A 20,234-nucleotide genomic window follows, 5' to 3' on the forward strand; every position below is an offset into this window, starting at 1 on the left:
ATTAGTCGGGTTGCTCAAGTGATTTGATGTAGTCGTAAATCGCCAGTTGCGCCCGCACCTTGCGGCGATTGCCGCGGGGCACATAACGATTACTCAGTTCTTTGTCGACGTAGCGCGCTTTCACTGTATCGCTGAACAGGATATCGATAATGTCCAGAATACGCTGCTTCAGGCGCGGGTCCAGCAGCGGCGTCGCCACTTCGATACGATAATCGATGTTGCGCGTCATCCAGTCCGCCGACGACAGCCAGACTGTTTTTTCGCCGCCGCTCTCAAAAATATAGATCCTGTCGTGCTCAAGGTAGCGGTCAACGATGCTAATCACGTTAATATTTTCGCTGATACCTTCCAGTTGCGGGATCAGCGAGCACATGCCGCGGATCAGCAGGTTGACCGGAACGCCGGAACTGGAGGCGGCATACAGCCTGTCTACCAGCCCTTTATCAACCAGGTTGTTGAGCTTCAGCGTAATACCGGACGGCAGTCCGTTTTGCGCGTTGACTATCTCATTGTCGATCATCTCATACAGCAGGCGACGGGAGTTTTGCGGCGACACCATCAGGTAATCGAAACTCACCGGGCGATAAGGGTTTTCGATAAAGTTAAACACCCGGCGCACCTCGTTGGTGATACGCGCATCGGCGGTCAGCAGCGAGTAGTCGGTGTAAATCCGCGCCGTTTTCTCGTTGAAGTTCCCGGTACCGATGTGGGCATAGCGCACGACCTCATCGCCCTCTTTACGGGAGATAAGGAACAGCTTGGCGTGAATTTTCAGCCCTGGCGCCGAGAAAATAACGTGGACGCCAGCGGCCGTCAGGCGCTTGGCCCAGTGGATGTTGGCTTCTTCATCAAAGCGGGCCTGCAGCTCCACCACCACGGTGACTTTCTTGCCGTTATGCGCAGCATGAATCATCGCGTCGATAATGCGCGAGTCTTTCGCCACGCGGTAGATGTTGATTTTGATCGCCAGTACGCTTGGGTCAAATGAGGCCTGGCGCAGCAACTCCAGTACGTGCTCAAAAGTGTGGTACGGGAAGTAGAGCAGCACATCGCGCTCGCGAATGGCGTCGAAGCCGTTACGGAACTTATCGAACCAGACGTGACGCAGTCGGGGCAGCGGCTTGTTGACCAGGTTGGCCTTGCCGACATTCGGGAAGCCGATAAAGTCTTTGAAGTTGTGATAGCGTCCGCCCGGAACGATGGAGTCGTAGCGTGAAATAGCCAGCTTTTTACGCAACATTTCGACCATGGCGTCCGGCATATCGCGCTGATAGACGAAGCGCACCGGCTCGGCGGTCAGGCGCTGTTTCAGGCTCGACGACATCAGCTCCATCAGGCTCGACTCCATCTCGTGCACCAGGTCATATTCGGCGTCACGGGTCATTTTCATCGAGTAGGCGTTGAGCGCGTCGTAGTCAAAGAAGCCTTTGAAGATATCATCCAGGCAATAGCGCAGGATGTTATCCAGTAAGATCATCGGTTTGCGGCGACGTGGCGTTTCCGGCGGCAGGTTCACGAAACGCGGAACCTTGTCGGACGGGATCTCCAGCAGCGCGTAGTTGATCTCGTCGCCGCGGATAATTTCAACCGCCAGATAGGTGTAGTCATCTTTCAGGAACTGCACCAGATCGGTTTCACGGTTGATAAGAATAGGGGTGATATGCTGGCGCAGGTACTGCTTAAAGTAGTGACGCAACCAGCTCTGCTGGTTGGCCGACAGCTGTCGCTCGTTGATCAGGAAGATTTGGTTGCGCGCCATTTCCAGCAGCAGCTCGTTGTACAGGCCGTCAAACTCCTGGTCGGCTTTCAGCACCCGGGCCTGAATTTTGCCTAACAGGTGACGGGAATGCGCGGTGATGCCCTGTTCTTCGCTGATGATGATACGCCGCTTCAGTTCTGCAAATCGTACCTTATAGAATTCATCAAGGTTGTTGGAGTAGATCCCCAAAAATCGCATGCGCTCTATCAACGGGTTGCTTTTATCCGCCGCTTCCTGGAGAACGCGCTCGTTAAAGGACAACCAGCTGAGTTCTTTTTCGATATAAAGCTTATCCTGACCCATGAACATCCATACTCCAGTTGATTGGTACAGCGTTTTCATTATGGCGAGCTTTGCCATTGAATGTCCAACTATGTCAAAGAAGTATGACAGTTTTCAGTGAATAAGTTGTGAGGGTGAAAGCAGACGCCTTTTCCCGCTTACGCTATGTTTTCCTGCGAAAAGGCTAACGGAGTCAGAGAATGTGGGAAATACGGGCGCTTGAGCTGAATAATCAGGAATTCTGGAGCTGGGCGTCAGCCTGTCAACTCGTGGAGTATGCTTCACAGCATGGTTTCAATACCGTAGTGGTCGGGCAGGCCGATTTATTTGGCAAGCTGGTATCGCCGCCGGGCTACACGCCGTTTCACTACAACGACAGAATTTCAGGCCAGCAACGGGCCCGGTGCATTTATCTTAACCGACTGGCGCTGTACTGCCGCGAGAAGGGGTTGCATTTTTATTTACAGGCGAAGGAGTTGAATTTTCCCACTGAGCTGCTGCTGTCCCACCCCCACCTGCTGGAAAAGCAGGGGGTACGCTTTGATGCTGATTTCTGGAGCCAATGGCTGGCGGACAAAGCGCGCTGCGTATGTCAGAGCGTTCCTGCGCTAACGGGACTCATTATCGCCCTTTCCAGTACCGATGGCGTATTGCCGATCACGCGCCCCCGCTGGGACACCGGGCACGCGAACGATAAGGCGCGCGATCCCGCGCAGAGTCTCACATTATATCGGTGCTGCTTCACCGCGCTTTCGCAGACGATGGTGGAACAAAATAAGCACCTGGTGTTGCGCGTTTTCCCGGCAAGCAATGACGATCTTGGGACGGTGCTGGAGGCGATGGAATCCCTCCCTTCTTCTGTCTCGGTATCGATAAAAATGACCCCAGAACGCTTCTGGCCCGCTTTCCCCAATAACCCTGCGTTGCTGCAAGTGACCGAACGTGACGTATGGGTTGATATTGATCTTGCCGGAGAAGAGGTGGGATGGGGTGTTTTACCCTTTCTGCGAATTGACGAGCTACAGGGACGATTGCTGTGGTGCCAGAGTCGCAATCCCCGGATAAAAGGCGCGGTGTGTAAAACCAGCTGGGAGAGCGTGGATAACCACTGGGTTCAGGGAACCCTCAGTGAAAGCAACCTTTTTGCCTGCGGCCAGCTGCTGCGGGGCGGGGCCGGAAAAACACAGGAACAGCTGTTGGATCTCTGGCTGGCTGAATGCTACGGCTGGTGTCCGCAAACCCCGGTCGCGCGTCGTTTCCAGCAACTCCTTGAGCAGGCAACGCAGACGCTTTATCAGGCTATCTATGTGCGGGAGCACGTTTTTCATCGTCACAGCCAGCTTCCCGAAAGCTATGGGCAGGCGGTGTGGAGTTTATACAGCCAACTGGATCGCAACCACTGGCTTCCGGGGTCTGCGCAAGGGATCCGTTTTTCCCGGGACGATCCGACGCAGTCAATGGAAAATCTGACCTGCATCGCCCGACAAACGGATGAGGCGGCGAGCAGCGCGTTGACGCTGCGGGCGCAGGCGTTAGCGTTTGCCGATGAGGCGGCTTTTCCTTCGGCGCTGTATCAGCGCTGGCAGGAAGAGTGGCAGGGGTTTGCGCTTTACTGCCAACTGTTCGTGCATGCGCAAAAAGCGTTCTTTACGCTCCATTTTGCCCGTGAAGTGGATAACAGCTGGAGCATGCGTGAGATTTGTCATACTAACGTGCAGTCGCTGTATCGCTGCGCGTTTGAGATGGAAACGCTGTGCCAGCAGATGCCTGAGGCGTCACCGGGATTTCATGTCATGTTTGACTCGGGGCGGGTACGCAGCTTCGCCGATAGCCTGAGCGATGAACTCTCATCGCTCAGGCGGTAAAGGCTATAAGCTAAGATACAGCCCTTCGACCAGGCAGAGTATCGCCATCGCTTGCCCATAAGGCATGGGGGTCAGGGGAATAGTGCGGTAATGGTCGAGCGTGTGTCCCATTGAGGTGCCAAACGATACCTGCGTGAGTTCACCTTGCGGCGAAATATGCTGTATGACGCCCGCCAGTGCGCGCTGTGCGGCGGGAAGATAGCTCGCGTTGAGATAGCCGAGGCGAATCGCTTTCAGGAGCCCGGCGGCAAACCCTGCCGTCGCGGAGGCCTCGGGGTAGCTTTGAGGATCGTCGAGCAGCGTTGGCCACAGGCCGTTTTCGCACTGGCTGCGGGCGAGCGCCGCAGCCTGATTTTCAAGAATACCGCAGAGCTGACGGCGGAACGCGTCATGCTCATCAAGATTGAGCATCTCCAGCAATTCCGGGATCGCCAGGGTTATCCAGCTATTGCCGCGGGCCCACAAGGCGCCAGCGAAGTGGTGCCGACCCTCAAAGTTCCAGCCGTGAAACCACAGGCCGCTTTTTCGGTCCGTGAGATAATGAAGATGCTGCAAAAACTGAAACTTAGCTTCCTCTACCCAGCGGGGCCTGTCGAATAAAAGCCCGAGCTTCGCCAGCGGTAAGACCGCCATCATTAAAGTGTCGTCCCAGATTTGCTGTCGATGGGGGTTCTCATACGTCACATGCTGCATGCACCCTTCATCAGTGCGCGGCATCTGGCGATACAGGGCGTCGCCCCAGGTTTCGAGATAGGCGCGCCAGTCGCTGCGCGGCTCTTTCTGGTAACGCCAGCTCAGCGTCAAAAAGGGGCAAGCGGTATTGATATTTTTCTCCGGCGTACCCTCGGCAAAGCGTGTGGCGAACCAGTCGTCAATAATCTGGCGCGCCTGTACGGAGCCGGTCACTTCCTGATAGCGAAACAGGCCAAATAGACCGATGCCATGGGTCCACTCCCATCCGGCCCAGCCTTTGGTATCAATCACCCGCCCGTCAGGCAGGCGCTGGAGAAATTGCCCCTGATTATCCTCAATGGCAATCATGCTATCGATGAGTTTTTCGATAAGGAGGAGAGTCTCACGACGATTGACGTTATGCGACATGATAACTCCCGTTCATTGTCGTTACAGTAGAAGGCTGCCAGTGGCGGTTGCGGTGCGGATGCCCGGTGAGCAGTTCGACGACCTCGCGCACTTGCGGCGCAGCGTCTTCCGGCTTGCCGCCGCCGCGCAGTCTCTCCAGTTCGGTAACCAGAACCTGGTGCCTGGACTGGCTCAGGCGAAAACGAAAAGCGCCATACAGGGCAAGCAGGGTCAGAATGCCCGGGCCGACCAGGAACACCCACCAGATCCCGTTCAGCGCGCTGGCGCTTTGTGTCGCGACGCCTTTGGTGAAACCAAAGGCTTCCAACGCAAAGCCCACGATAAACAAGGCCAGCGCCTGGGAAAATTTACGCGTCAGCATCATGACGCCCGCGTAGATACCTTCACGTCGAACGCCGGTATACGCTTCATCTACATCCGGGAGAAAGTTATACACATTCCACGGGATCAGATAAGTACCACCACGAGCAATCCCCATGACGATAGCGCCGCCAAGCAAGAATCCTGTCACATGGTCCCAGGAGGCCGACAGCTGGCTGAACCACAGCAGCGCGCAAATGATCAGAGCGATGGCGACCTTGTACGCATTGCCATTGCCCATCCGGATACACAGCCAGGTAAAAAGCGGAATGGCGAAGAACTGGAACAGCGTCATCAGACTCATCGCCTGCGACGCGACGGACGCGCCGACCTGTAGCACGTAGGTCATGTAGTGCATAAACAGCGAGCCGAAAATGTCTAACGCCACCGCACCGCCGACATACATCATGATGTGAATACGGAAAGTACGCAGGCGGAAGGTGGAGGCCATTTCCCGGTACAGCGACAGCAGGGTTTTTCCTAACCCCTGTTGTGTCCTGGGGGGCGGTAAGTTTTCGCGCTCCCAGGTGCCTCGCCAGACAAAGAGCCACGGCAGAGCGAACAGAATGGCGAACACGATACCGATGTATAAAAACGCCTGCGATTTATCCGGGACATGGGCCATGATTTGCCCAGGGATTAGCGCGGAGAGAAAGGCGGTCGCTTGGGCAAACAGCATTCTGGTGCCCGACATTTTCGAGCGCAGATCATAGCGCGAGGTCATCTCTGCCGGCAGCGTATCATAGGGCACCATCAGCAGGGTAAAGACGGTGCTGAACAGCAAATAGGTGCCGAGATACCAGAAATAGCCGAAGCCGCTTACCCACATCAGCGCAAAACACAGCGACAGCGGGGCACCCAGAATAAAGAAGATCCGGCGGCGTCCCCAGCGGGTGCGAATATTATCGGTAATGTAGCCCATCACCGGGTCGGTGATGCCGTCCCAGATTTTGGCAATGGCGAAAATAGATGCGGCGGCGGCAGGGGATAGCCCGGCAACTTCGATATAGAAATAGAGCAGCCACAACCCCGTAATGGTCATGGCGCCGCTGCCAAAAATATCGCCCATCCCCCAGCACAGGATATTGCGGGTTTTTACTTCTCGTTGTGACGTTCTTGTTTTTGTCATTTGCGATAGCGTTTTACAGGAAAGAGGAGATCGCACAATAAAAGTGCCGGGAAATTCGGGAAATCGTGGCGGATGCGGTTTTATACAGAACTGCGAGCATGGCCGGAAAAGCGTTTCTCACCGCTCTGATGCCGTGAAATCGATCACGTTTTTTCCCGGGAGGAAAAGGCGAAGTGTGATGGGTATCGGTATTTACTCCGGGGCGAAACGGGAGTCTGTGCGCCATATCACGGTTTCTCGGCCGCTTGCCTGTCGTTTGTGATTATCGCGGCAAAACGCGCCTGTTGTGCCTCTCTGGCTGTACGAGGCGGGCGAGGCCTGTGTTCAGATAGCCTTCCGTTTCTACAGTGGAAAGCTTATGGACCTCTTTCTTTCGCAATGGCACCCTCATGCCGACGGTATTACCCATGACACCGCTGCCTTCCAGCAGGCTCTGGACGCGCTCGCTCAGGCTGGCGGCGGGCGTCTGGTGGTTGAGGCCGGAAAATACTATGTTGGCGGGCTACTGGCAGGCTCAAATACCTGCCTGTGGCTTTCGCCGGGGGCTGAGCTCATCGTCAGCGATGATTATCGCGATTTTACCCAGGCAACGGCGTTGAGTCGGGCTGAATGCTCCGATCGCGCCTTCTTGTATGCCCGGGATGCCTGCAACATCTCTATCTGCGGCGGTGGCATGATTAACGGCAACGCGGATGGCTGGTTCTCCGCGACGGCGGACGAAATGGGATACCGCACGCCCGCAGCGCAGCGCCCGCGCATTATCCTGCTGGAAAACTGCCAACAGGTGCGTCTGGAAAACATCGTGGTGCGGCATGCGCCGATGTGGACGATTCATCTGGTGTCCTGCTCGCAGGTATTTATCAATGGCATTACGGTGGATAACGACCTGACGATGGCGAATACCGATGCGCTGGATATCGACAGCTGCCAACAGGTGCATATCACCAACAGCTATTTTAGCGCGGCGGATGACGCCATCTGCCTGAAGACCACGGAGAAACCCGTAGAACTCCAGCGCCCGGTACGGCAGGTGACGATAAGCAACTGTACGCTGCGTTCAAAAAGCTGCGCGTTTAAAATTGGCACCGAAACCTGGCAGGATATCGAAGATATCGTGGTGAGCAACTGCGCCATTTTTGGCTCAAATCGCGGTATTGGCCTGGTGTCTCGCGACGGCGGGCGTCTGCGGAGAATGGTGTTTTCCGCCATCTCGTTTCAGTGTGAAACCGCTCCGGCATGCCACTGGGGAGAGGCCGACCCGGTATTCCTGTCCGCACGTCGGCGGGACCCTCAGCGTGAACCGGGGGAGATTAGCCAAATTCAGTTTCGGGGGATGACCGGCGAATGTGAGGGGGCCATCAACCTTCACAGCGAAACGCCCGGGCGGATTAACCGCGTGCTGTTTGACGGTATTCAAATAACGCAGCGGGTGAGTGAGCATGGAGAGCAGGGAAACTATGACATTCGTCCCCCCTGTAACCCATTATCGCCAACGGGGATGGGCATGGATAACGCGTGGTGCCTTAACCCACAGACGGGACAGGCATGGGGCGTGGAACCCTATCCTGGCGGGCTGCCGGTCCTTTATGCCCGGGGCGTGTCCGGGCTGACGCTCCTGAATATGGATTACCCGCGCCCGTCGCCGTTGCCGCATGGCTGGAATGCGCAGGCGATTTATCTGGAGAACGACGGCAAGGAAGCGCGCAATGTTTGATTATGCCTGGTTAGGCGGGGTGGCGGCATGCTGTACCACGGGGTCGTTTGCCCTGCAGGTGGTGCATATTCTGCGTACCAGGGATACGCGCGCCATTTCACTCAGTATGTATCTGGTGTTTGTGTTCGGCGTACTGTGCTGGTTGCTCTACGGTATGGCCTCGGGCGACGTGCCGTTAATGGTGGCGAACGGTATTACGCTTATCCTGGCAAGTACGGTACTGGGATTAAAAATCGTCGATGCGTTACGCAGCAAAAAACACCCCTTACTGACGTAAGGGGTTGAAAGATTACTCTTCTGCGGCATAGCCCTGGGCGGGCAGCAGGTCGCCATCAAGCCAGGCTTTGCCGTCTTTCATCTGCAGGCGGCCGTCGACGAACCAACTGATGACCAGCGGGTAAATCGCGTGTTCCTGAGCCTGAACGCGGGCGGTGATTTCCGCTTCGTCATCGCCATCAAATACCGGGACTTTGGCCTGCAGAATAACCGGGCCGCCGTCCAGTTCGTCGGTGACGAAATGCACCGAGGTGCCGTGCTCGGCATCACCGTTTTCCAGGACCTGGCGGTGAGTGTGGAGCCCCGGGTATTTGGGCAGTAGGGAAGGGTGGATGTTCAGCAGACGCCCCTGGTAGTGCGCCACAAACGCTGGGCTTAAGATACGCATATAACCGGCAAGCACCACCACATCCGGCGCGTAAGCGTCCATCTCCTGCACCAGTTGCTGGTCGAAGGCTTCGCGGCTGGCGAACTGGCTGGCGGAAAGGGCATGGGCCGGGATACCGGCGTCGCGTGCGCGCTCAAGGCCGAACGCGTCGGCCTTGTTGCTGAAGACGGCGCGCAGGGTGCCATTGATTTTCTGTTGGCTGCAGGCGTCAATAACCGCCTGCAGGTTACTTCCGTTACCGGAAATCAGCACCACAATGTTTTTCATTATTCGATGACCACACGCTGTTCGGAATCAGAGGCTTTGATATAGCCAATTTTCCACGCGTTTTCACCTTTTTCATTCAGTAAGTTAATCGCTTTGTCCGCTTCGCTGGCTGGCAGAGCGACCACCATGCCGACGCCGCAGTTGAAGGTACGGTACATTTCATGGCGGCTGACGTTGCCTGCGTTCTGCAACCAGTTAAAGACGGACGGCCACTGCCAGGAAGATTCGTCGATCACCGCCTGGGTGTTGTCCGGCAGTACGCGCGGAATATTTTCCCAGAAGCCGCCGCCGGTGAGGTGGGCGATAGCGTGAACGTCAACCTGCGCAATCAACTCAAGCACGGATTTTACATAGATGCGGGTCGGTGTCAGCAGGTGGTCGGCCAACGGTTTGCCGTCGAGTTCGGTCGTCTGCGGGTCGCAGCCGCTGACGTCGATGATTTTACGCACAAGGGAGTAGCCGTTGGAGTGCGGGCCGCTGGAAGCCAGGGCGACCAGCACGTCGCCGTCAGCGACTCTGGAGCCGTCGATAATCTCTGATTTTTCCACTACGCCGACGCAGAAACCCGCCACGTCGTAATCTTCGCCGTGGTACATCCCCGGCATTTCTGCGGTTTCACCGCCCACCAGCGCGCAGCCGGACTGCAGGCAGCCTTCGGCGATGCCGCTGATTACGCTGGCTGCGGTATCAACGTCCAGTTTGCCCGTCGCGTAGTAGTCGAGGAAGAACAGCGGCTCAGCGCCCTGTACGACCAGGTCGTTCACGCACATGGCGACCAGGTCAATGCCGATGGTGTCGTGACGTTTGAGATCCATTGCCAGACGCAGCTTGGTGCCGACGCCGTCAGTACCGGATACCAGCACCGGCTCGCGATATTTTTGCGGCAGCGCGCACAGGGCGCCGAATCCGCCCAGACCACCCATCACTTCCGGACGGCGGGTTTTCTTCACCACGCCCTTGATGCGATCCACCAGAGCGTTACCCGCGTCAATATCAACACCGGCGTCTTTATAGCTGAGAGAGGTTTTGTCGGTCACTGCAAAGTCTCCACGCGTTTGCGTTAGCAAGTAAAATCGGCGCCATTCTAACAGCCAAAGCAAACGTTTGCGAGCCTGGGCGGCGGATATCTTTTTTTCTTTTCAATCGGTCAACTTTGAAGCGCTTCACGAAAATGAAACCGGGTACATTCTTCAACTTGCATCATGCTGAATGAACAGACATTATTTTAATGAAACCGGTTTCTGAATGACGATTCCGCAGGAATACGTTCATGAAATTTGCGGTTTTTAGCATCGGCGGAACGGCGCGGGGCGCGGGTTACCGTTTCAATCAGCAGGTTGCACACTAGAGCATACAAGAGGGAGACCCTATGTCTGGATTCAGGAAAGGCTTTCTGTGGGGCGGCGCGGTGGCGGCGCATCAACTGGAAGGCGGCTGGCAGGAGGGCGGTAAAGGCGTAAGCGTCGCCGACGTGATGACGGCAGGCGCCCACGGCGTGCCGCGCGAGATTACCGACGGCGTGTTGCCGGGGAAAAACTACCCCAACCATGAGGCCATCGACTTTTATCACCGTTATAAAGACGACATTACGCTGTTTGCGGAAATGGGGTTTAAATGCTTTCGTACCTCCATTGCCTGGACGCGTATTTTTCCGCTGGGCGACGAGTTGCAGCCGAACGAGGCCGGGCTTAAATTCTACGACGATCTGTTTGATGAGTGCCTGAAATACGGTATTGAGCCGGTGATTACGCTGTCGCACTTCGAGATGCCCTGGCATCTGGTGAAAGAGTACGGCGGCTGGCGCAACCGTAAGGTTATCGACTTCTTTGTGCGCTTTGCGAAGGTGGTGTTCACACGCTACCAGCATAAAGTGAAGTACTGGATGACTTTCAACGAAATCAATAACCAGGCGAACTTCCATGAGGATTTCGCGCCGTTTACCAACTCCGGCATTAAGTACCGGCAGGGGGAAGATCGCGAGCCGGTAATGTTCCAGGCGGCGCACTATGAGCTGGTGGCCAGCGCGCTGGCGGTGAAGGCGGGACGGGAGATTAACCCGTCGTTGCAGATTGGCTGCATGATAGCGATGTGTCCTGTTTATCCGCTGACCTGCGCGCCGGACGATATGATGATGGCGATGAACGCCATGCATCGCCGCTACTGGTTTACCGACGTCCACGTGCGCGGCAGGTATCCGCAGCATCTGCTGAACTATTTTGAGCGTCGCGGCTTTGCGCTGGATATCACTGCACAAGACCACGCGGCGCTCGCCCAGGGCTGCGTCGACTACATCGGTTTTAGCTATTACATGTCGTTTGCCACCAAAGCCACCGCCGATAATCCGCAACTGGACTACGATGAATCAAAGAGTCTTGTTTCCAACCCGTATGTGAAAAAATCAGACTGGGGCTGGCAGATTGACCCGGTTGGCCTGCGCTATTCGCTGAACTGGTTCTGGGATCACTATCAGCTGCCGCTGTTTATCGTGGAAAACGGTTTTGGCGCTATTGATGTGCAGGAAAGCGACGGCAGCGTCGATGACCAGTACCGTATCGACTACCTGAGCGCGCATATCCGAGAAATGAAAAAAGCGGTGGTGGAAGATGGCGTCGAGCTGATGGGCTATACGCCGTGGGGTTGTATCGATCTGGTGTCGGCGGGCACCGGTGAGATGAAAAAACGCTACGGCTTCATTTACGTCGATAAAGACAATGAAGGACAGGGGACGCTTGAGCGAAGCCGTAAGAAGTCGTTCTTCTGGTATCAGAAGGTGATCGACAGCAACGGCGAGACGCTATAAATGCCATGATGACCCGACCCCGCCCCGGCGGGGTTTATTTTTGCTTTAATTTAGAGCGAGTAACAAAGTGTTAATCACTTTGCTTGATCCGCATCAATGAGAACAGGTATGGCGTTAACGAAAAAAAGCGGTATAATCCCGCGATTTTTTTTGTGGCTGCCCCTCAGAGGAGAAAGAGAATGAAGATCGTGGAAGTGAAACACCCACTCGTTAAACACAAGCTGGGCCTGATGCGCGAGCACGACATCAGCACCAAACGCTTCCGTGAACTCGCCTCAGAAGTTGGCAGCTTACTGACATACGAAGCGACCGCTGACCTGGCGACCGAGAAAGTGACCATCGAAGGCTGGAACGGTCCGGTAGAAGTTGAGCAGATCAAGGGTAAGAAAATCACCGTTGTGCCGATCCTGCGCGCAGGTCTGGGCATGATGGAAGGCGTGCTGGAGCACGTGCCGAGCGCGCGTATCAGCGTCGTGGGTATTTACCGTAACGAAGAGACCCTGGAGCCAGTACCGTACTTCCAGAAGCTGGTTTCCAATATTGACGAGCGTATGGCGCTGGTGGTTGACCCGATGCTGGCGACCGGCGGCTCGATGATCGCGACTATCGACCTGCTGAAAAACGCGGGCTGCCACAGCATTAAAGTGCTGGTGTTGGTTGCGGCGCCGGAAGGGATCGCTGCGCTGGAGAAAGCGCACCCGGATGTAGAGCTCTACACCGCTTCCATCGACAAGGGACTGAACGAGCACGGGTACATCATCCCGGGCCTCGGCGATGCTGGCGATAAGATTTTTGGTACTAAATAAGTGATTCATTAAAAAGAGCCGACTTTGAGAGTCGGCTTTTTTTTGACTAAAACACAACAATCGATTAAGGAAACAACTATGACGCGCCGTGCTATCGGGGTTAGTGAAAGACCGCCGCTTTTGCAGACCATCCCGCTTAGTTTGCAGCACCTGTTCGCCATGTTTGGCGCCACCGTGCTGGTGCCTGTGCTTTTTCATATTAACCCGGCCACGGTCCTGCTGTTTAACGGCATTGGCACGCTGCTGTATCTGTTCATATGCAAAGGTAAAATTCCGGCGTACCTGGGTTCCAGCTTTGCCTTTATTTCTCCGGTTCTGCTGTTGCTGCCGTTGGGCTATGAGGTTGCGCTGGGCGGCTTTATTATGTGCGGTGTGCTGTTCTGCCTGGTCTCCTTTATTGTGAAAAAGGCCGGAACCGGCTGGCTGGACGTGATGTTCCCACCGGCGGCGATGGGCGCCATCGTCGCGGTTATTGGTCTTGAGCTGGCGGGCGTTGCGGCGAACATGGCGGGTTTGCTGCCAGCAGACGGCCAGGCCGCTGACGGCAAAGTGGTCACCGTGTCGCTGGTGACGCTGGCAGTGACCGTCTTTGGCTCGGTGCTGTTCCGCGGTTTCCTGGCGATTATCCCGATTCTTATCGGCGTGCTGGTCGGCTATGCGCTCTCTTTCTCCATGGGTATGGTCGATACCACCGCTATCGCGCAGGCGCACTGGTTCGCGCTGCCGACCTTCTACACCCCGCGTTTCGAATGGTTCGCTATCTTCACCATCCTGCCAGCGGCGCTGGTGGTTATCGCCGAGCACGTGGGGCACCTGGTGGTTACCGCGAACATCGTGAAAAAAGATCTGATCCGCGACCCGGGCCTGCATCGTTCGATGTTTGCCAACGGTCTCTCTACCATGATTTCCGGCTTCTTCGGTTCCACGCCGAATACCACTTACGGTGAGAACATCGGCGTAATGGCGATCACCCGCGTGTACAGCACCTGGGTTATCGGCGGCGCGGCGGTGATCGCGATTCTGCTTTCCTGCATCGGTAAGCTGGCGGCGGCTATTCAGATTATCCCGGTTCCGGTGATGGGCGGTGTATCGCTGCTGCTGTACGGCGTAATTGGCGCCTCGGGTATCCGCGTGCTGATCGAATCCAAAGTGGACTACAGCAAAGCGCAGAACCTGATCCTGACCTCGGTTATCCTGATCATCGGCGTCAGCGGCGCGAAGGTGCACATCGGCGCCGCAGAGCTGAAAGGGATGGCGCTGGCGACTATCGTCGGTATCTGTCTGAGCCTTATCTTCAAACTGATTAGCGTCCTGCGCCCGGAAGAAGTGGTGCTGGATGCTGAGGACAGTGAGACGCCGTCTCATTGATCCCACCCCGGGCGGGTCCTCCGCCCGGTTCTCCCTTCCGCGCTTTTTGTGTTACACTCTGTGCGTTTTTCGCAAGCCCATGTTGAGGTTACTCTGAACGCACCGGCACAGCTCTCTTTGCCACTCTATCTTCCCGACGACGAGACTTTCACCAGTTTCTGGCCGGGCGATAATCCTTCTCTTCTTGCTGCCCTGCAAACGATGCTGCGTCAGGATCATAGCGGTTACATCTATTTATGGTCGCGTGAAGGCGCGGGCCGTAGCCATTTGCTGCATGCCGCCTGTGCTGAGCTTTCGCAGCGCGGTGACGCCGTGGGCTATGTGCCGCTGGATAAGCGCACGTGGTTTGTACCTGAGGTACTGGAAGGGATGGAGCATCTGGCGCTGGTGTGTATCGATAATATTGAATGCATCGCGGGCGACGAGCCTTGGGAGATGGGGATCTTCAACCTCTACAACCGGATCCTTGAATCAGGCAAAACCCGCCTGCTGATTACCGGCGATCGCCCGCCGCGGCAGCTGAATCTGGGGCTGGCGGATCTTGCCTCGCGTCTCGACTGGGGACAAATCTACAAGCTGCAGCCGCTCTCTGACGAGGACAAGCTGCAGGCGCTACAGCTAAGAGCGCGCCTGCGCGGTTTTGAGATGCCGGAGGACGTCTGTCGTTTTCTGCTAAAGCGACTCGATCGTGAAATGCGCTCGCTGTTCCAGACGCTCGATCAGCTCGACAGGGCGTCGATTACCGCCCAGCGCAAACTGACCATTCCGTTCGTCAAAGAGATTCTGAAGCTGTAGCCAGCGCCATTAATCCGCAATATCAGCGAGCAAATGCTGCATCAGCAGCGGGATCGGTCTGCCCGAGGCTACGCTTCTGCCATTTTCCCGCCACAGCGCGGTGCCGCTGACGTCCAGGTGCGCCCACGGGATGTCCGGCGGGCAGAAATGATGCAGCAGCCAGGCGGCGGAGGCGCTGATGGCGGCGTTATTGCCCGGCGTATTGCACAGGTCGGCAATGGCGCTGTCGGTCTGTTTCTTCAGCCGTTTATCCAGCGGCAGCGACCATACCTCATCGCCGCTGACGATGCCCGCAGCGGTAAGGGTAGCGCGTAGCGCTTCATTCTCGGTCATCAGCCCGTTGAGCTCATAGCCGAGCGCTTTTACCACCGCGCCGGTCAGCGTCGCCAGATCGATAATAAAGCGGGTCTGCGGATGTCGCTTAGCCGCCCAGGCGATGGCGTCCGCCAGCACCAGCCGTCCTTCGGCATCGGTATTGTTGATTTCCACCGTCATGCCGTTGCAGGCACGGGCCACGCTCCCCGGCTGCATCGCCTCAGGGCCAATGGCGTTTTCCGCCAGCGCCAGTACCCCCATGACCCGCACCGGCAGGGCGAGACGGGCGATGCTGAGCATCAGTCCGAGCACGTTGGCGGCGCCGCACATGTCGTACTTCATGGTGTACATGCCAGCCCCCTCTTTTAGCCACAGTCCGCCGGTATCAAAGGTAATGCCTTTGCCCACGTAGCTGCGAACCGGGCCGTCATCTCGCCCGTCGTAGTGAATAGCCAACAGTCGCGGTGGGCGGGAGGCCCCTTTGCCGACCGCGTGCAGCAGACCCAACCCCTGCTGCGCGATGTCGCGTTCGTCGAGCACCTCGCAGCGAAGCGAAGGCCAGTCGGCACACAGACGCTGCGCTTCTTCCACTACAAACGGTGGCGTGCACTGTTCGGACGGGATATCCGCCAACCTGCGGGCGGCGAGCATACCGTGCGCTATGGCCTTCTGCAGGCGGAAAGTTGCCGTCAGGTCAGCCAGCGCCAGGGGCTGGCAATAGCCGGTTAACTGCATTACACGCGTGGTCGGCGAGACCTGGTTTTTCAGTCCCAGGTCAGTCAACTGATGATCGAGATTGAAAAAAAAGCGCAGCGTCTTCGCCAGCACACAGTCGTTCTCCAGCCGGGTGCAGTCCAGCAACACCTGTGGGCTTGCCGGGGCGGCGAACAGCGGGCGCAGGTGGCTGAGCAGCGTATCGGTGAGCGCATCCTGCCAGGCGGTGGCGGGAATCAGCGTGATGCGGGCGAAGGGCGCGCAGGCGAACTGCGTATCGGCGATGTCGCCCGCTGCGGCACGGGCTGTCATGTCGGCAAGTGCCGGGCAGTCTACCTCCGCCAGCAGCGGGCTGCCGGGCCAGCTAATGAGATGTGCGGGCTGCGGTTGTTCAGCCAGACGGGTAATCAGACGGTATTCCATGGCTTATTCCTCAATCGGGGCGCGAATGCGCGCGGCGTAGGCCTGCATCCATTCATCATCCACCGGGACATAGTGGGTCTTTTCGCGCAGACGGTCGGCGCGGAACACGGTCAGCGGCTGCGTTTCGCTCGCCACCACAAAGGAGAAGGTTTTGATGTTGGTGGCGGCGCCGAATTCGCCGCGGCGGTTCATGCACACGACCGAGAGATCCCCGGCGCGGCCAAAGCGTGACATCAGCTTGTCTTCCAGCTCGCTGACCACGGAATCGGCGGCCTGTTGCGGGCTCATTCCGCCCGCCATACGGCGAACGATTTCATAGCTGGCGCAGCCTTTCATCAGGTCTTCACCGACGCCGGTAGCGGTGGCGGCCCCGACCTCGCTGTCGCAGTAGAAGCCGGAACCCATAATGGGCGAATCGCCGATACGGCCGCGTTTTTTCATAAACAGGCCGCTGGTGGAGGTAGCTACGCTCATCGAACCATGGCGGTCGAGGCCGATAATTCCCACCGTATCGTGACCGTCGTACGGGCTCAGACCTTTATCGAGCGTCTCCCGGCAGCGTTTGCGGTAGTGCTGCATCGCGCGTTCGGTCAGCATAGTCTTTTCGCTAAAACCCTGCTCCAGCGCCCATTCCCGCGCCCCCTGGCCGACCAGCAGACAGTTATAGCGCTGGCGGCTAAGGGCATGGGCGACCCTGACCGGGTTGGCGATATCCACCAGGTTGCCCACCGCGCCGAAGGCGAGGGTGTCGCCGTCCATAAAGGCGGCATCCAGCTCCACCTCGCCGTTCTCCGTCGGCAGTCCGCCAAAGCCGACGGATTTGTACAGCGGAAAGTCTTCAACGGCTGCAACCGCATCGACCACCGATATCGATGCCGCTTTCCCTGCCGCCAGCGCGGACGCGGATTCGCTAACGCCTTCCAGCGCCATCCGCCAGGTTGCAATAATTCCCCACATCATTTACTCCTGTTTTGCCAGCGTGTTGATCTCGCTTTGCGTGGCGGTTTCCGCCGCACGGTACTGTTTGTCGACGATGCGCATAAAGGGCAGATACAGCATCGCGCCAATCAGTAAATTGATGATTTGCATCAGGCTACCGGATAAATGACCGGTAACGATAAACCCGCTGATAACGGGCGGCAGCGTCCAGGGAATGAATACCCCGGTCGTCACCGCGACGACGCCCACCTTCATGGCGACATACTGCACCGTCACCAGCACCAGCGGCACCAGATTGAACGGGATCAGCATAATCGGGTTCATGATGACCGGCAGGCCGAACAGAATTGGTTCATTGATATTGAACAGCGACGCACCGGCTCCCAGACGCGCCACCTCGCGCATGTTTTTACTGCGGGCGAAAATCAGCATCGCGATGACCAGCGAGAGCGTGGCGCCCGCGCCGCCCATCCAGATCATGTCAAAAAACTGTTCGGTAATAATGTGCGGCGGGGTGACGCCAGCCTGAATGGCGGCGATGTTGTCGGTCTGGTTTTCCATCCACAGCGGACGGATGATGCCGTTAACCATCGAGCCGGAGTTGATACCGACCGACCACAGAATAGTGATGCTGAACACCGTCATCAGCGCGCCGAAATAAGAGGTGCCGTAATGGCGTATCGGTGTGGCGACCACGTCATAAATGAACTGGTGAATGGTCTGGTAGTGGGTGTTTTCAAATGCGATGCGGATAACCAGCGCCAGGATCATCACCAGCAGCGCCGGGATCAGCGCGGCGAAGGATTCCTGCACCGCTGGCGGAACGCCGTCGGGCATTTTGATGACCAGCTTTTTGCGCTTCAGCCAGCAGAACAGTTCCGTCCAGATCAGCGAGCCTATCATTGATACGAACAGGCCTTTGGTGCCTATCCACTCGACCGGCATCACGGTGATGCCGCCGTTTTCCGCAATCTTGAGAAACGGCGTGAGGATCAGAAAACAGACCAGCGAGAGGATGCCGCAGGAGACGCGGTCATCGGCATAATGTTCCGCCAGACGGTAGGCCACCAGAAAACTGATAAACAGCGACATGGTGGAGAATACCGCATTGAACGGGATCTCGACGATCGCGCTCCAGCTGTTCCCAAAGGTGTGAGACATAAACTGCTGGTAGGTCTGGTTCGGAAACGAGGAAATGACCAACAGGATCGATCCGACAATAATGAATGGCATGAATGAAACGTAGGCGCCGCGAATCGCGCCCAGGTGACGCTGCTGTGCAGTCTTTGCCGCCAGCGGCATCAGTTTGGCTTCAAGAAATCCCAGAACATTGTTCATTGTGAGCTCCGTACGAGATCGGCATGGTTATTGTGTGTTATGTATACGGATTATTAGTGAAACAGGGTGATTGAAAGGTGAAATCGGTCACAATGTATTGTTTGTAATTACATAAGTCTTATGTGATTGGTTTTATTTCATGCCGGAGAGATGCGATGGAAATTAAGCTGCATGCCAATGCCACCACCACGCCGCGGATTCGACGCTACCTGCAACAATCGGATAAAAGCGACCGTGAATTGGCAAAGGAGCTGGGCATTTCCGTCACGACCGTGCGTCGCTGGCGCAATCGTGAACAGATTGCCGACCGTCATACCACGCCGCATGTGGTACACAAAGCGATGAGACAGGAGCAGGTAGCATTGGTGAACGCGCTGCGTGATACGCTGCGGGCGCCGCTGGATGAGTTGCTGTTTCTGGTGACGGAAGGGCTGGGCATTCCGGTTTCGCGAGCCACGCTGAACCGCTATCTGCGACCGGCGCATCAGCGCCCCGGCGAGCCTGGCCTGCAGGGGATGAAAGCGCTGAAAGCGGGCAGGGCGGTCAACACGCTGGCCCTGCATTACCGGTTGCTGTCGCTGGGAATGGACGACGGCGGCGACCATCATCTGCTGTGGGCGCGGGAGCCGGTCAGCGGGTGGTGCTATGCCCGCGTCTATAGCGGTATTTCGCAGGCGCTGGTGCTGAACTGGTTTTCTGAGGCCAGGGCGTGCTGTCCGGTTGCTATCCAATGTATTGAGACAGAGCCTGTAAAATGGTTCGCGATAAGTCCGGAGGGCGTGGCGCTTCATCCCCGTGAAGGCGCGTCGCCGACGGTGATTTCACTCAGCGAGCCATTGCGCATGATAATCCCGTCGGCGGGGGAACCCGACGCGCTGGCGCAGCGGCTGTGCTGCCTGTGGAATACCGGTAAGGCGCAGAAAAAACTCGGCGAGCGTACGCCGCAGGCCTTTCTTCAGGCGCTGCGGCGCGAGGATTAAAGGATGTCGAGAACCTGCTCGGGTGGGCGGCCGATACGCGCTTTACCGTGGCTGACCACGATCGGGCGTTCAATCAGTTTCGGGTTGTCGACCAGCGCCTGAATCAACGCCGCTTCGCTCAGCGTGTCGTCGGCCAGGTTCAGCGTCTGATACAGATCTTCTTTTTTGCGCATCAGTTCGCGCTCGCTGACCATGCCCAGCATCTTCAGCAGCGACGTCAGTGCGGCGGCATCCGGCGGCGTGTCCAGATACAGCACCACCTCAGGCTCGACGCCTTTTTCCTTCAACAGACCTAAGGTTTCGCGGCCCCTGGAGCAGCGCGGGTTGTGGTAAATCGTTACCGCATGACTCATCAGGTTGTCTGTCAGGTGGATTTAAAGAATGAGATAATCCTCACAAACAAATAAAAACAAACATATTAATATTGTTTTAGTTGTTTATTGTTCTTTGCGTGTCGTATCTGCTGATAGTCAGATTGAGGAGGAGTGATGAACATAGCCATAGTGGTTTGCTCCAATGGATTGATTTCAAAATCTTTTATTGATGTGGCTGAGTACACAGTTGGCTCAGTAACTAATGTGGCCTCTGTTAGTTTTCTTGCTGGGGAAAGTCTCG

18 protein-coding genes are annotated in these 20,234 nt (G+C 56.8%); 8 read left to right on the forward strand and 10 right to left on the reverse strand.

Features of this window, described 5'->3' with window-relative positions; all coding sequences use genetic code 11:
• Position 1 precedes the first annotated feature (1 nt).
• Complete coding sequence (gene ppk1 / locus JO226_RS13860; protein WP_293593102.1) at positions 2 to 2,062, reverse strand: polyphosphate kinase 1; 2,061 nt, start codon at positions 2,060 to 2,062, stop codon at positions 2 to 4.
• Between the two features lie 179 nt (positions 2,063 to 2,241).
• Between ppk1 and JO226_RS13865 the strand changes: the two genes are divergently transcribed.
• Entirely contained in the window at positions 2,242 to 3,906 is a 1,665-nt protein-coding gene (locus tag JO226_RS13865) for a hypothetical protein (RefSeq protein ID WP_293593074.1), read from the forward strand.
• 3 nt (positions 3,907 to 3,909) lie between these two features.
• Here the strand turns inward: JO226_RS13865 and JO226_RS13870 are convergent, their stop codons facing one another.
• Both JO226_RS13870 and JO226_RS13875 read right to left on the reverse strand, forming a co-directional pair.
• Positions 3,910 to 5,007, reverse strand: a complete 1,098-nt coding sequence (locus JO226_RS13870; protein WP_293593076.1) for a glycoside hydrolase family 88 protein — start codon at positions 5,005 to 5,007, stop codon at positions 3,910 to 3,912.
• Positions 4,997 to 6,436 (reverse strand): MFS transporter, encoded by a 1,440-nt coding sequence (locus JO226_RS13875; RefSeq protein WP_293593104.1) that lies wholly within the window; start codon positions 6,434 to 6,436, stop codon positions 4,997 to 4,999. Before JO226_RS13875 ends, JO226_RS13870 begins: the two co-directional genes overlap by 11 nt.
• A gap of 418 nt (positions 6,437 to 6,854) precedes the next feature.
• Here JO226_RS13875 and JO226_RS13880 point away from each other — a divergent pair, with 418 nt between their 5' ends.
• Both JO226_RS13880 and JO226_RS13885 read left to right on the forward strand, forming a co-directional pair.
• The gene (locus JO226_RS13880; protein WP_293593078.1) at positions 6,855 to 8,210 is read left to right on the forward strand and encodes a glycosyl hydrolase family 28 protein; all 1,356 of its coding nucleotides are present in this window, start codon (positions 6,855 to 6,857) and stop codon (positions 8,208 to 8,210) included.
• Positions 8,203 to 8,487, forward strand: coding sequence for a SemiSWEET family sugar transporter (locus tag JO226_RS13885; protein WP_293593080.1), 285 nt, complete (start codon positions 8,203 to 8,205; stop codon positions 8,485 to 8,487). Before JO226_RS13880 ends, JO226_RS13885 begins: the two co-directional genes overlap by 8 nt.
• A gap of 12 nt (positions 8,488 to 8,499) precedes the next feature.
• On the opposite strand, the gene purN is transcribed toward JO226_RS13885, so the two are convergent.
• Both purN and purM read right to left on the reverse strand, forming a co-directional pair.
• Positions 8,500 to 9,141 carry a phosphoribosylglycinamide formyltransferase gene (gene purN, locus JO226_RS13890; RefSeq protein ID WP_293593082.1) on the reverse strand — a complete coding sequence of 214 codons (642 nt, stop codon included), beginning with the start codon at positions 9,139 to 9,141 and terminating at the stop codon, positions 8,500 to 8,502.
• Entirely contained in the window at positions 9,141 to 10,178 is a 1,038-nt protein-coding gene (gene purM, locus JO226_RS13895) for a phosphoribosylformylglycinamidine cyclo-ligase (RefSeq protein WP_293593083.1), read from the reverse strand. Before purM ends, purN begins: the two co-directional genes overlap by 1 nt.
• A 332-nt stretch (positions 10,179 to 10,510) precedes the next feature.
• Here purM and JO226_RS13900 point away from each other — a divergent pair, with 332 nt between their 5' ends.
• The 4 genes from JO226_RS13900 to JO226_RS13915 all read left to right on the forward strand — a co-directional run bounded on the left by JO226_RS13900 (position 10,511) and on the right by JO226_RS13915 (position 14,910).
• Positions 10,511 to 11,941, forward strand: a complete 1,431-nt coding sequence (locus tag JO226_RS13900) for a 6-phospho-beta-glucosidase (RefSeq protein WP_293593085.1) — start codon at positions 10,511 to 10,513, stop codon at positions 11,939 to 11,941.
• Between the two features lie 179 nt (positions 11,942 to 12,120).
• Complete coding sequence (gene upp / locus JO226_RS13905) at positions 12,121 to 12,747, forward strand: uracil phosphoribosyltransferase (protein WP_293593087.1); 627 nt, start codon at positions 12,121 to 12,123, stop codon at positions 12,745 to 12,747.
• A gap of 78 nt (positions 12,748 to 12,825) precedes the next feature.
• Positions 12,826 to 14,115 (forward strand): uracil permease, encoded by a 1,290-nt coding sequence (uraA, locus tag JO226_RS13910; RefSeq protein WP_293593088.1) that lies wholly within the window; start codon positions 12,826 to 12,828, stop codon positions 14,113 to 14,115.
• Between the two features lie 93 nt (positions 14,116 to 14,208).
• On the forward strand, positions 14,209 to 14,910 hold the full coding sequence (locus JO226_RS13915) for a DnaA inactivator Hda (protein ID WP_293593106.1): 702 nt from the start codon (positions 14,209 to 14,211) through the stop codon (positions 14,908 to 14,910).
• Between the two features lie 9 nt (positions 14,911 to 14,919).
• Here JO226_RS13915 and JO226_RS13920 read toward each other — a convergent pair whose 3' ends face one another.
• From JO226_RS13920 to celB, 3 genes are read right to left on the reverse strand one after another with little or no spacing between them, the layout of a single operon-like run.
• Complete coding sequence (locus tag JO226_RS13920; protein WP_293593090.1) at positions 14,920 to 16,362, reverse strand: M17 family metallopeptidase; 1,443 nt, start codon at positions 16,360 to 16,362, stop codon at positions 14,920 to 14,922.
• Positions 16,363 to 16,365: 3 nt separating this feature from the next.
• A complete protein-coding gene (locus JO226_RS13925) occupies positions 16,366 to 17,319 on the reverse strand; it encodes a N(4)-(beta-N-acetylglucosaminyl)-L-asparaginase (protein ID WP_293593107.1) in 954 nt (317 codons plus the stop codon).
• A gap of 3 nt (positions 17,320 to 17,322) precedes the next feature.
• Positions 17,323 to 18,639 (reverse strand): PTS cellobiose transporter subunit IIC, encoded by a 1,317-nt coding sequence (celB, locus tag JO226_RS13930; RefSeq protein ID WP_293593092.1) that lies wholly within the window; start codon positions 18,637 to 18,639, stop codon positions 17,323 to 17,325.
• Between the two features lie 155 nt (positions 18,640 to 18,794).
• Between celB and JO226_RS13935 the strand changes: the two genes are divergently transcribed.
• Positions 18,795 to 19,619 (forward strand): helix-turn-helix domain-containing protein, encoded by an 825-nt coding sequence (locus tag JO226_RS13935; RefSeq protein WP_293593094.1) that lies wholly within the window; start codon positions 18,795 to 18,797, stop codon positions 19,617 to 19,619.
• Here the strand turns inward: JO226_RS13935 and arsC are convergent.
• Positions 19,616 to 19,972, reverse strand: coding sequence for an arsenate reductase (glutaredoxin) (gene arsC, locus JO226_RS13940; RefSeq protein WP_293593096.1), 357 nt, complete (start codon positions 19,970 to 19,972; stop codon positions 19,616 to 19,618). The two genes, JO226_RS13935 and arsC, sit on opposite strands and share 4 nt — an antisense overlap.
• 65 nt (positions 19,973 to 20,037) lie before the next feature.
• Positions 20,038 to 20,234: hypothetical protein (locus tag JO226_RS13945; RefSeq protein ID WP_293593098.1), on the reverse strand; the 197-nt coding region annotated here is incomplete at its 5' end.

Source organism: Pluralibacter sp. (assembly GCF_019237635.1).
Lineage (GTDB): Bacteria > Pseudomonadota > Gammaproteobacteria > Enterobacterales > Enterobacteriaceae > Enterobacter_B.